This is a genomic window from Barnesiella sp. ET7, from assembly GCF_024733785.1.
Classification (GTDB): domain Bacteria; phylum Bacteroidota; class Bacteroidia; order Bacteroidales; family Barnesiellaceae; genus Barnesiella; species Barnesiella merdigallinarum.
Window position 1 is genome coordinate 166,384 of record NZ_JANRHM010000004.1, and the last position, 13,347, is coordinate 179,730.

The following is a 13,347-nucleotide window of genomic DNA, read 5'->3' on the forward strand; positions in this document are numbered from 1 at the left end:
ACAATCCCGAACACGGCGCGGGAAACGATAAGGGAGTTGGAGGTTTTGCGTATGAAGGACGAGCGGTTACACAGTTGTGCCGAACTGATTGACTACATCAATCGAGTGGGCTTCTTGCCCTTGCTGCCCATGGGTATCGCGGGTTGGTCGGCCGAGGAGGTGACCGACGAAGAGTGCCAATATGCCCCCCTGCCCGATGGCGGATGGGAGTGGCCCCTCTGGCAGTGGAAAGGGACTATCTTGCAGGAGAGCGGTTGCGCCTACGGCAAATTCTTCGACCGTAAGGCGGCATTCGTCAGCCGGACGTGGTGGCCCGACTTCTGCAACTACCGGCGCAGCCGATTCCCCTACCCGGCAGAGGGAACCATCGAAGAGGGGATACTCGATACCTTGCGGCGCGAAGGCAGCCTCATCACCCGCGAACTACGCGCGGCATGCGGATTCAACGGGCCCAAAATGCGCAGCCGGTTCGATGCCTACATCACCCGCCTCGAGATGGGGGGCTACATCGTCACCGAAGATTTTGTCTACCCCCGCGACCGTCACGGGCGCGAATATGGGTGGGGCTGGTCGCTGCTCACCACTCCCGAGACGCTTTGGGGCAAAGAGTCGTGTCACCCCGAGCGCACGCCGCAAGAGTCGCGCGAGCGGATACTCGCCCAGCTGCGCCAGATACTACCATCCGTCCCCGAAAAAGTGTATGACGCTCTACTCAAATAAGGGATAGAGACAGAGAAAACGACCTATATAAATACCAGTGAAATGAGTGCAATCCATAGAATTATCCTCGTAGGTAATGGCTTTGATCTGGCACACGGCCTTGCGACCCGATACGAAAATTTCATCGACTGGTATTGGGAGCAATGGAACATACGATTATCAAGTAGTGGTGATAAAAAAGAAACCGATGGCTTATGTTCTTTCACTCTCAAAGACAGTGTTGGCCTAGCTGGTTGGTATTTGGTTCGAGATTATAGATTATCAAAAAAAGAGATAGAACATCTAAAATATGGGATGGTAGATATTGCTCGCTCAGACACGTCCCTCTGCGATTTCCAACAACATAGCGTCTTTTTCCAAAAAATCTGCCAATCTATCGAATCGAAAGGCTGGGTCGATATTGAAAACGAATATTACCAGGCTTTGAATCACGAATACTTCGAATGCCCGGAAAAGCTCAACAAAGAGTTTGAAATCGTGAAGTCGAAATTGGTCGAATACCTCACCCTCGTTCAATCGTCGAATATCGACGAGTCAATTGTAAAGCCAGCGTTGAAAGAAAAAATATTGGCCCCTATCCGCATCGACGAGATTGCCATCGGTGCCCGCTCGCAACTGGTCGACTTCATTCGTTCGCGGTATTTCGGAGAGGCCGACGGGTCATATATTTCCATTGGCGAACAGCTCGGTTGGGACAAAAGAGCAGAAAACATCGAGGCCATGAATCGATTCTCTCGGAAGTGGGGCGACAAAATCGAGGAGTTCGGTATCGAATCTGCAATCGACAGCCAGGACATTCCCGAAATCCTCTTATCGCCCATCCGGCTGATGTTACTGAACTTCAACTACACCCGCACGGCCGACCTCTATCTGCCCCAAGACAAGAAGCTCGCATATTGGTTTCCCATCGACCACATTCACGGTCAGCTAAACGACCCGCAAAGCATCATCTTCGGCTATGGCGACGAGCTCGACGACAACTACCGAAATATCGTCAAACTCAACAACAACGAGCATTTGCGGAATATCAAATCGATACGATACCTCGAGACCCAGAACTATCGCAACATGCTGGCCTTTATCGAGTCGGCACCCTACCAGGTCTACATCATGGGGCATTCGTGCGGAAACTCCGACAGGACTCTCTTGAACACCCTGTTCGAGCACAAGAACTGTATCTCGATAAAGCCTTTTTATCATCGGCAGGAAGATGGCAGTGACAACTATCTGGAGATTGTCCAGAATATAAGCCGGAACTTTACCGATATGAAACTGATGCGAGACAGAGTGGTAAACAAAACCCTCTGCGAAACCCTTTAGAACCGTACGACCATCGCACCTCACCCACAGTAGAAACGATAGTGTATGGCTTTCAACCCCATACACACCCTCTCATCCCGATTTTACCTTTCGACAATTTCTAAAATGCCCATAACATGCAAGGGGCTGTACCGATGCTTTCGCCCCGATACAGCCCCTCGCTCTCAGAAGGATATAATCATTATTTACCTATGTATTCATAAGCGCCTATATCTATATGACCGTTCCAACTTCTATCGTGACCCAGGATGTCGAAATAGAGATTAAAGTCGGACCATTCGGCACCCTTGTCAATCAAAGGCGAGGTAACATGGAGTGAATAATCGCCATTCTCGGGAGATACAAAGTTGGGGCCGTCGGCTGCCATATTTTCCGAACCGAGGATAATAGAGCCATCGGTGCTCGACGGAGCATTATTGAAGGAGAATGATCCCTCTATCGCACAGTTCTTGAAGAAGCAAGAGCCTTGAGCATCGAGATACCCATTGTTATTCTCGCCATTGGTGTGCTTGTTGTTCCATATCACCGTATTATATACTTCGGTTCCAGCGCCGGCTCTCAAACCGCTACTGCTACCGCCACTCGTATTGTTGACAATGGTTGTATTGTATATCTTCGATCCCTGCGAGTTTACGGTCGACGAGTTGTTGATGCTATTGTTTCCATAAATCAAGCAGTTGTACAACTTACATTTGCTAAAGTATCCACCGGCATCTCGCGTAGTATTGTTACCGGTGATAATGCAGTTGCGGAATACCCAGTTGTCATAGGCTTCGATAGTACCCAAACCTTGTGAGCTCACCGAACCGGTAAATACAAAGCCATCTACATAGCATTCGTCGGTTTGGTCATAGGCATAAATCGACGACCACGTATTTGCCGGAGCTGCTTTCAACACCGACTTTTTACTCATATCGCGGTCTTTCAACTTGGTTTCATTGCCGGCAAAACCGCCATAAACATTGATGCCTCTCTTCAAGGTCAGATAGTCTTTCAGCACATATTCACCTTCGGCAATCCACAAATCCATGTCGCCATAATTACTACATGCGGCTACACCATCTTCTACGGTTCCAAAGGCTCGTTCCCAACTGGTACCGTCGCCACCAGAGACTCCAGCTTTCACATAGACACGTTGACTACGAGCTTTTTGCGAAATAAACAAAGTATCGGTAGCCGTTTCGTCGGAGCTCTTGACGCACACGTAACCCCATCGCTCTTCTATCCCTGCATTCTGAGATACCGAAACCTTGATATTGATGTCCTGAACAATATCACCCTCAAAAGTCGGAGCCTCAAGAATGCTAATCCAGTCGTTAGATGCCGTACATTGATAGTTGACATTGAGCGAAACGGGAATTACCAGCTCTTCGCCAGCCTTTTCGAGCAGCACATCTTTATCCTCGGCATTCAACGGTATCGACAAAATGTTCTCTACATTGGCCTGAACGATGGTCAATCGCGACTCGGTGGTACCGTCGACACTGCGAACAATCAACTCTCTCGTGATTTCATTACCGGTATTATTGGGCGAAACCGCCACCTTCAACTGGCTCTCGCTGAGTTTGGTTGCAGTGACACCCTCCAGGCCCTCGGTAACCGGCTCCCACTCTACTTTCGTGGCCACATCAATAACAGCCTCACCTCCGTTTTTATTGAATATGATTTTCTCTTTCGAGAGGGTTATCAAACTGCCCCGACCGTTTTGGATAACATGCACCTTGGTCGACATCTGGTCCATCAACCGTACTTCGATCCAGCCTTCACGCAAATCCATATTCGGATTTTCCTGAACCTCCATGACAATGGAATCGGGTTTCAGATACTGCCCTCTGTAACGAACCATCTTTATCCACGACACCGAAGACTCGGCATACCACGGATAGGTAGACTTCAGCATGATTACATTTCGCGACGCCGTAGGACCAACGACCAACTCGTCGGTTATCTCTATGCCCGGATCCAATTTTTGCTCAATGTTATCATCATCGCACGACAGCAACATGGTTGCTAAAAGAATAAATGCGCTTAATCTAAAAATCAGTTTCATAGTCCCTTATTTTTTTATTACAACTAACCCATTCAATACTTCTCTCACCGGATTATCCGAAGGGGTATTCATCAACTCAAACGAGACTTGCCCTCCGGTCTCGGTTCTCTTGACCATCGTTGTCGAGCCTCCTCCATCGAGATTCAAGGCTTGATAACAACCGGCTCCTTGACATAGAAGAATCAAATCTTCCAACCTCATTCCATTGGAATAGTTGGGCTGCCGGCCATCCAGTACAAACAGTTGAACCTTCAGATTATCTCTTGATACACCCACAAATGTTCTCGGATGAAACTCCATGGCATTATCATTCACACTGAATTTCTTGACCGGTTCTCCATCGATCATCATCCGTTGCCAGCCCGACAAGGCGCTCATCACATTAGCCTCGTTCTCCTTAAACTCTTCGACCGTCGAAATATGGGCCGTTCCGTCTTTCAAGATATAGAAGGCATGATCGGCTTCATATCCCAAGGTAGTCCACAAGGCTTTCCCATCCTTATAGACCAAACCACCCGGAATCCAGGTGCCGGCCGTAGTCGTGGACTCCGAAAAATAGTCGCCGTTTGTAGCCAGATAGACATGCTTACCGGCCTCTTCGGCACACATGGCCTGCTCGGCTACGGTCTGCAATTTCGAGCCCACCTCGTCCAGGTTGTCCGGGGTAGAGACACTTATCGTCACATCTTTGGTAAGGTCAATTTCGGCAATAAGCATTCTGGTCGGTTTGCGACAATACGTAAAGGTTACATCTACGATATTGATACCATCGACCAGCTGGTAAGTATCTTCCTTATCGACCGACTGAATATAGGGAACATTGTCGGCGATATTTTGCATAATAGGTAACTTAGCCCCTTTATGAGGAATCACGGTCTCATTTTCGGCACAACTGCAAAGAGCAAACAGGCCGATAAAATTCAATACAAAAAATATAGTGCTTGTCTTCAAATAATGGGTATTCATATCTGTTCTGTTTTATTCCCAGCCCGGGTTATTAGGTAATAAATTTGGATTCAACGAGATTTCATCGAGCGGAACATTGTACAAATAGTTTTTCTCCGTGAAATTCATGCTGTAAGTAGCCCGCTTGGCATACGGTGTGATAAAACCGTCCTGATCGAAACCTACCAAATCGCTAATGGTATTTATCTCATCCTGCGTGTACAGCGTCGGGTCCATTTTGGCACCTCGTCTCACTTTGTTGTAAACGATGGTACCCACATTCCAGCGGCACACATCGTCCCAACGATACCCTTCGGCAAAGAGTTCGATGCGGCGCTCGCGTCTAATCTCCCGAATCAGATTCTTGTTGGGCCCTTTAATATCGGGATACTCCTTAACCAGATTGGGGTCTTCGACCGGATTCTCGGTCAGCGGGAACGGGAAACCGACCCGGGCTCTCAACTTGTTGATTGTCTTGTCGAGTTCGGGATCCTTACCCAACTCGGCACCGGCCTCGGCTCTGATAAGCAATACCTCGGCATACCTCATCACCGGGGCATCGGTCCCGCCCTTGAAGTTTCCAATCAAATGCTCTTCCTTCTTATAGAATTTTGCCATGGCATAACCGGTGCTCGATGCCCCGTAAAACGTGCGAGTCTCCGACGAGGGTAATATCGAGAATATATTGGGAGCTCCGCCCAAACCATCCTTAAACAAATACCGGGCATTGGGATTTCCCTCTTCGGGGATACAGAGGGTCTGCAACAGGCGGCCGTCGCGATTTTTCATCTCTGCGATATATCCCATATCGGGGTTGTGACACCCACAGATAGAAATAGGCAGACCGGTGTTGGCACACAGGTACTCCTCGAAGCAATCCCGGCTCATGCCCAACTCGCCATAGGGTATCGAGTTGGTAACCTGGTGTCCCATGTTTATCGAAGGGTCGTACTCTCTCGAGAGTATGATTTCGCTGTTGGCATTGTAATCGTCCTGTATGAACAACTCGAAGTAGCTGTTCTCGGGGCCGGCGGCATCGTACAACGAATAGCCATACTCCATCAACTCACCGGCGGCTGCATAGGCCTCTTCCAGGAATCGAACATCGTCGTCGATATTTCTGTATCGACGATAGGTACCTTCGTACAGACAGATTCGGGCCTTAAGCAACAACGCTGCGTCGCGACTCACCCGATAGACAGCCGTCTTTCGCGGCAAAAACTCGATAGCCCGGTTGATGGTACTCAGTATGGAATCCATCACGAGTATTCTGGAATCGCGTCCTTTATACAACTCGGGCGACTCGGCCGTCAGCACCCCATCGTACCAAGGCACATCGCCAAACAGCTTCACTTTATTGAAATAGTCGAATGCCTTGAAAAAGAGCATCTCTCCTGCATATCTTCGTTTATCGCTTATCGATGCCGGCGACTTTTCATAATTGGTCAAGAACTCGTTACAGCCACGAACCACCGACCAGCTCCAGTCGCTATTGCTGGTCAACACCGTGTTCTGACCAAATGTGATTATGCTCGGAGCCGAGCCCAGCAGATTGTCCGACTGGTATTCCGAGTTAATCATATCGCCTATTGTCCAACTCTGCGGATCGCCATGACCTTTGATCAGTTTGGGATAATATAAATTGCAATACTGCTCCAAAGCGGCAGCATTGGCAGTACTCCAAAAGGTATTATTGTCAATCGCATCGCCTGGAATAGTATCCAAATAGTCGCAACTATTCATCGCTGCTGCTATAATCAAAATCAATAATGAACAATTCTTTTTCATATGTATGATTCTTATCTTTATCGATTCTACTCACTATACTCTAAAACGTAATATTTATGCCAAACGAATAGCTTCTCATAAAGGCATACTCTTTTCCAGCATTCTCACTCTGCAGGCTCTTGTCGACAGTTATCTGATCGACAATATCGGGAGTCATGAAGGGAGGCAGATGTGTCTTCTCCCACAAGTTCAAGCCACTTAAATAGATATTTATATTCTCGGCTTTTATGCGGCTCACCCACTTCTTGGGCAAATTATAGGCAATCGTCAAATCTTTCAACCTGATGTAAGAAGCATCTTGCAGATACTTGGTCTGAACCTGCTTGCTGCGTTTATTGCCATTGGCATTCAACCGCGGATAATAGGCGGTAGGATTCTCGTACGTCCAGGTATTGTCTATGTGATACTGAGTCACGTTCGAGTTGTATATTCCTCTGGAGAATCCCCAGAACTGGTCGCTGCCCGTCCACATGTCTCTTTTTCCTATTCCTTCGAACAAGACTCTGACACTGAGTCCATGCCACTCGATACCACCTTGAATATTGTAGCGATAGCGAGGTGTAGAGTTACCGATAATTGTCTTGTCGCCCGGGTTGCTCAAGGTCACATTGCCGTTATCGATTACACCATCGCCGTTCAGGTCCTTGTACTTAATATCTCCGGGATACCACTTCGTCGAGATAAACTTCTGTACGTAGTTCATCTTGTCGGCCTCGAAGTCGTCGATAATATACCCATCGGTCACATACCCCCAGATTTCGCCCAACTTCTGACCCTTGTAGTACATGCCGTCGGCCAGAGAGCCGCTGGGGTTGTCGTATTTGGTTATCTCGGCCTGATAGTCCGATAATCCCAAAGTCACATGATAACTGATCGGACTGTTCAGGACGGCTCCCGTTTTATCATGCCAGGTAAGCTCCAGTTCCCAACCGGTGGTTCTCATGTCGGCCAGATTCTTTTTGCCGCCACTCGTTCCCAATACGGCCGGCAATGTAATCTCTCTGACCATTCCTTTCGTATCTCGTATGTAATAGTCGAACGAGCCCGACAACCGATTCTTAAACAGCGTAAAATCCAAACCCAGGTTCTTCGACTCCACCTTTTCCCAGGAGACGAGGCTCGGCAGCGAGGGAATATTCAAGGCATTGATTATCGAACCGTTCATCATGTAATTGTCCATCGACACCCCCGTCAGTATAGACATGTAGGAGTGGTTGCTGTCGGTCACCTGGTTGCCCAGCGAACCGATTGAAAATCTGAATTTCAAGTTATCTACGACCTTCGTCAACGGCTTGAAGAAGGGTTCCTCCGAAAGTCTCCATCCCACCGATGCCGAGGGGAAGAAGGCCCATCGGTCATCCTTGGCATACTTCGACGAACCGTCGTAACGGCCGTTCAACTCCAGCAAGTATCTCGACTTGTAATTGTAGTTCAGTCTGAAAAACATACCTTGTATTCTCCATATATCGATTACCTCGCTATTGGTCTTGTAGTTGATGGCCAGATCGGACACCGGCAGATCGTTCAGATAGAGGTCGGTCATTGTATACGACGTGGACGAATAGGTCTTCTCCTCCTGGTTATAACCCACCATAATGTTGAAATCGTGTGCATCGTCAAAGACCTTCTTGTACTCGGCCCACACGTTGAACGCACTGTATATATTGTTCGAATTGCTGTTTGTCACATAGTTGGGGGTCTCTACCAAATAGGGAGTCCGGCCTTCGGGGAAAGTCTGCGTCATCTCTTTGCGATGTATCTTATTTCCAATCGAATATCGGTTCCACGAATAGTCTCCCTTGATAGAGAGTCCCTTCAACGGGTGTATGTCGAAGCGCCCCGTATACCACTGGTCCCAGGTATCCTCGACATTCCTGCCGGCCAAAGCCATGCGCCCGGCCACGTTGTAGTTACCGCTATTCAGATACAAACCGGCAAAATCGCCGTTCGGCAGATAGATCGACAACGTGGGGAACATGCGGTACACCTCGTAAAACCAGGTCACCTGGTCCGACCCCTGATTGTCCATGTAGGGCTCGTCGCTTTCGATATAGTTCATGCGGGTAGAGACTCCCAGGTCTAACCACTTGAAGACCTTGGTATCGAAATTGAACGACAGGTTGAACCGCTTGTACTTGTCGTTGCCGAAACGGAATATACCCGACTGGTCCTTGTAGCCGACCGAGGCATAATACCTATTTCTCTCGGTCCCGCCCGAGATGCTTACATTGTGCTGTTGCATAAAAGCCGCCTTTTTATAGAAGGCATCGAGCCAATCGGTATTCCCTACATAGGCCCAACCGGGATTGTCGGGGGTGTAGATGGCATTCTGAATACCCTCGGTATCGACCAATATCGGCGGATTGTTGGCCGGGTCGGCTATATGGGCTCTAAGGGCATCCATAAACTTCTCGTTGAAATAGTACGTACCGGGGTTGTCATAGTCGTAGGCCTTGTTCCACATTTCGGCCCAGACATCGGCTCGAGGCATCTCGGGCAGCCGAGCCGGCGTGCTCCAGGAGAAGTTGTTCGAATACGATATTCTGGCTTTCTGCTTGGCACTCCCCTTCTTGGTCGTTATCAACATCACACCAAAAGCGGCTCGAGCTCCATATATTGCCGCCGACGAAGCATCCTTCAATATCGAAATGCTTTCCACATCTTGAGGATTGATCAACGACAGGTCGGATATTTCGACCCCATCGACCAGTATCAAGGCTTCACCTCCGTTCAACGACGTATTACCGCGGATGTTAATCTTCGCCTCCTCATTCGGCTGACCGCTGTTAAACGTAATGTTCAGGTTGGGGACAAGGCCCTGCAATCCCTGGGCGATATTACCGATAGGTCTGTTCTCCAGCAGGTCCTTCGATGCGGTAGCTACGGCGCCGGTCAGGTTTACCTTCTTCTGGGTACCATAGCCCACCACTACAACCTCATCGAGCAGCTGTCTGTCTTCCTGCATCACGACCTTCAGGTTGGTCGGCTTGTTTATCGCAAAATATTGTGTCTTGAAACCTATCGAAGCAACCTTCAAAGAAGAACCTGCCGGCACCGAAATCGAAAAGTAGCCATCGACATCGGTCGATGTACCGATGGAAGAACCTTCGACGGCAACCGTCGCGCCCGGCATAGACTCGCCATTCTCGTCCAGCACCCGACCTTTTACCTCTACCTTTTTATTTTCCGTTTTGGGAACAGCCTTCAAAACAATCTGGTTTCCCGTAATCGAGTATTGAACATTCGTACCTTCAAATATCTTTTTCAGTACCTCGTTTATGTTCTCATTGTTGACCGATATGGATACCTTTCTATTGATATCGACCAGATTTTCATTGTAGGAAAATCGATAATCGGTTTGGCTCTCCACCCGCTGCAAAACATTCTCTACCTTCACATTCTTCAGATTCAGAGTCAGCTTTGCATTCTGGCCGAATAGGGGTATCGTCAAAAAAGCACTAAGCAAACATGATATTAAATATTTTTTATTCATATAGATTAAGACATAGAGTTAAACACTATTTACACTAAAAACATTTTACTCTTTCCTCAAAAACTCAAACAGACTTGGTTCCAAGTATTAGATTCAAAATTCAAACTATTTTCTTCATACACATAACTATATTTTTATTAGACATAAAAGGTTTTTCCATTGCAATGTATAAATAGGACGATTAACGGCCCGGCAACCACAACAACGAGGCTTCAAAAATAACATCGTTTTTTGTTCCGAGCCAATGCGTTTTTTCGGAACCACATTTAAACAGCTATTATTCAAAAGAATATAATTTTTATCAAACAATTAAAATATAAATATTGATAAATAAATCTCTCCGCTTTATATTTGCAACAATCAAAAAAAGGCGGTATCCACAAACGATATATGAAGAGGATAATACAATACGATAACGAATTCGAGTTGATCGTCGCGCTCAAAAAAGGGGAACACGACGCATACTCTTATTTATTTTCAAAGTATTACAACGACCTTGTTCTATACGGTGGAACAATCATACAAAACCAGGAAGTCTGCGAAGACATCGTTCAGAATATATTCCTTTACATCTGGGACAACCGGGAGAGTATCCAAATCAAATCGCTCAAATCCTACCTCCTGCGAGCGGTCCGGAACAGTTGCTTCGACGAAATAAAGCACTACAAGATAGTAAACGAGCATACCGATTTTGTCACCAGACAAAATACCCTGGAAATCAACGATACCGAAGAATACATCCTGTTTTCCGAACTTAATGCCAAACTGCAAGAGGCGATAGAGATGCTGCCCGAAGAAGAAAAAACCACATTCAAGATGAGTAGAATACACGAAATGAAATATCAACAGATAGCCGAGGAGTTACAGGTTTCGGTACGGACCGTCGAAGTCCGAATCGCCAAATCCATAAAACACCTCAAAGTGTTGTTAAATGATTTTTTTCCTTTCTTATTATTTATTCTCATTTGATAATTGTGGATGAACCCTACTCAATCGTCATACTTAAACAAATGGTACATAATCGATGAATCTCAAACGACGACTTTTCAAAATCGCACATACGATTTTCACGATAGGTTTAGGTATTTCAGTGTCAACTAAAAGCAGAAGGTAAAATGAAAAACGAAGATATAATAACCAGAATCCTCTCGGGAAACGCCGACCCGGCCGATGTAAAGGCCTTTACGGCATGGCTGAACGAGTGTGAAGAAAACAAGACCGAGTTCCGCCGGTTAAAGAACATTTGGGATGCAACCCATCCGGCTTTCAATCCGGCTCAAATCGACACGCGCAAAGCCGAAAGCCGATTCTTCGAAAAAATCGGCAAAGAGCAACGCTCGAGCCGAATCGCTGCCTTTACAAACTTCATGTACCGGGCGGCCGCCATACTCTTCATTCCCCTGCTCATCGCCACCCTCTATCTATACAACCAGAACGCACATCGGTCCTCTGCCGGCCGCCCGACAGCCATGCAGACCATCTCGGTCCCCTACGGAATTACCTCTTCGGTCGAGCTGCCCGACGGCTCTACCGTCTGGCTCAACTCAGGGACCTCCTTCAAATATCCCGTTCAGTTCGACAGCAACGTCCGGCAGGTCGAGCTCATTCAGGGCGAAGCCTTCTTCGAGGTCAATGCCGACCCGCAACACCCCTTCATCGTCAACACCAACCACATCAGTGTCACGGCCACCGGCACTCGATTCAACGTCAACGCCTATCCCAACGAGAGCAGCCTCTATGTCTCGCTCGACAAAGGCCGGGTAAACATAACCGACCACATCACCCAAAAGCTCATTGCCATGAGCCCCGGCGAAATACTGAACTACAACAAGGCCGACAACTCCTACTCCCTCCGCCCGGGTAATGTCTATAACAACTACGCCTGGATCGACGGCATCACCATCTTCCGGGATGTCACCCTCAAAGAGGTATTCAACAAACTGGAACAGAAGTATAACGTAAAATTCATGATCCAGGACCCCGAAATCAACAGCTACCCCTACCATGCCACCTTCGAGAACGAATCGCTCAGCGAAATTCTGGATGTTCTGGAAGAGGGCAACGCCATCTCGTGCAAAGACATCAGCAAGCAACACAACGAGGTCAAGGGCAAGAAGGTATACCAAGTCTCCAAAATCAGGAAATAGGCCCCGATTGAGCCGATGAACAAAACAATTTGAACTGCTGAACAAACCGGATTTCTCATACAGGCACTATCTTTGCCCTCGAGGGTGAGAGACCGACGACCGGTCGCCCCACCCAATGATGTAACCTAAAATTGTACCGACGTATGAAGAAACTCGTTTATCTTTTTCTGGCAATGACTTTGGCCTGGGGCGCCCTGGCCTGCAAGGGCGACGAACCGGCCTCGAACGGTGAACAACCCGAGAATACGGGCAGCGGCTCTGGTTCCGACGACCCCGACGTCGTCCCCTCCGACTCGACCGACAACCCCGGCGACACCAACTCCGTCCTGGGGCATACCCTCATTGTCTATTACAGCTACACCAACCACACCCACACGATTGTGACCGAGCTGCAAAAGCTCGTCAATGCCGACGTGGTGCGGGTTGAACCGGCCCAAAAGGGCATCGACTATGCGGCCAACAACTATGCCATAGGCAGCGCCCTGATTGCCGCCATCCGCGAGAACCCCGACGATGCCGCCTCCTACCCGGCCATCGACCCCGTCGAGGTCGATTTCAGCAGCTACAACACCATTGTCGTGGGGGCTCCCCTCTGGTGGAGCAACATGGCGGCCCCGCTGCAGACCTTCCTGTTCAACTACGGTTCCCGGATGGCCGGCAAACAGATAGGGCTGATTGTGTCGAGCGCCAGCAGCGGAATCAGCGGAGTCGAGGCCGACGCCCGGCGCCTGATTCCCGACGGCCGGTTCCTGTCGCCCAGCCTCTGGATTCGCTCGTCGCAGACCTCAGACTGTCACGCCATGCTCACCGATTGGCTGGACGAAGTCGGCCTGCCCAAATAGGAACTACTATCGCCCCCAACTACTTCCCTCCCGCGTATCGTT

The 13,347-nt window shown here is 48.4% G+C and carries 9 protein-coding genes; 5 read left to right on the forward strand and 4 right to left on the reverse strand.

Going from position 1 to position 13,347, the window contains the following annotated elements; genetic code table 11:
* The first annotated feature begins 51 nt into the window (after positions 1 to 51).
* Together NW211_RS04030 and NW211_RS04035 are read left to right on the forward strand one after the other, a co-directional pair.
* Positions 52 to 720 carry a hypothetical protein gene (locus NW211_RS04030; protein ID WP_258326995.1) on the forward strand — a complete coding sequence of 223 codons (669 nt, stop codon included), beginning with the start codon at positions 52 to 54 and terminating at the stop codon, positions 718 to 720.
* 42 nt (positions 721 to 762) lie between these two features.
* Complete coding sequence (locus tag NW211_RS04035; RefSeq protein ID WP_258326996.1) at positions 763 to 2,040, forward strand: bacteriophage abortive infection AbiH family protein; 1,278 nt, start codon at positions 763 to 765, stop codon at positions 2,038 to 2,040.
* A 181-nt stretch (positions 2,041 to 2,221) separates the two neighbouring features.
* Here the strand turns inward: NW211_RS04035 and NW211_RS04040 are convergent, their stop codons facing one another.
* From NW211_RS04040 to NW211_RS04055, 4 genes are all read right to left on the reverse strand, one after another.
* A complete protein-coding gene (locus NW211_RS04040) occupies positions 2,222 to 4,090 on the reverse strand; it encodes a choice-of-anchor Q domain-containing protein (RefSeq protein WP_258326997.1) in 1,869 nt (622 codons plus the stop codon).
* Positions 4,091 to 4,096: 6 nt separating this feature from the next.
* Positions 4,097 to 4,930, reverse strand: a complete 834-nt coding sequence (locus tag NW211_RS04045) for a phosphodiester glycosidase family protein (protein ID WP_258326998.1) — start codon at positions 4,928 to 4,930, stop codon at positions 4,097 to 4,099.
* Between the two features lie 138 nt (positions 4,931 to 5,068).
* Positions 5,069 to 6,823, reverse strand: coding sequence for a RagB/SusD family nutrient uptake outer membrane protein (locus NW211_RS04050; protein ID WP_258326999.1), 1,755 nt, complete (start codon positions 6,821 to 6,823; stop codon positions 5,069 to 5,071).
* Between the two features lie 40 nt (positions 6,824 to 6,863).
* The gene (locus NW211_RS04055) at positions 6,864 to 10,289 is read right to left on the reverse strand and encodes a TonB-dependent receptor (RefSeq protein WP_258327000.1); all 3,426 of its coding nucleotides are present in this window, start codon (positions 10,287 to 10,289) and stop codon (positions 6,864 to 6,866) included.
* 417 nt (positions 10,290 to 10,706) lie between these two features.
* Here NW211_RS04055 and NW211_RS04060 point away from each other — a divergent pair, with 417 nt between their 5' ends.
* From NW211_RS04060 to NW211_RS04070, 3 genes are all read left to right on the forward strand, one after another.
* A complete protein-coding gene (locus tag NW211_RS04060) occupies positions 10,707 to 11,285 on the forward strand; it encodes an RNA polymerase sigma-70 factor (RefSeq protein WP_087407697.1) in 579 nt (192 codons plus the stop codon).
* A 146-nt stretch (positions 11,286 to 11,431) separates the two neighbouring features.
* Positions 11,432 to 12,463: a FecR family protein gene (locus NW211_RS04065; protein WP_258327001.1), complete on the forward strand. Its 1,032-nt coding sequence runs from the start codon at positions 11,432 to 11,434 to the stop codon at positions 12,461 to 12,463.
* A 143-nt stretch (positions 12,464 to 12,606) separates the two neighbouring features.
* The gene (locus NW211_RS04070) at positions 12,607 to 13,305 is read left to right on the forward strand and encodes a flavodoxin (protein ID WP_258327002.1); all 699 of its coding nucleotides are present in this window, start codon (positions 12,607 to 12,609) and stop codon (positions 13,303 to 13,305) included.
* The last annotated feature ends 42 nt before the right edge of the window (positions 13,306 to 13,347 follow it).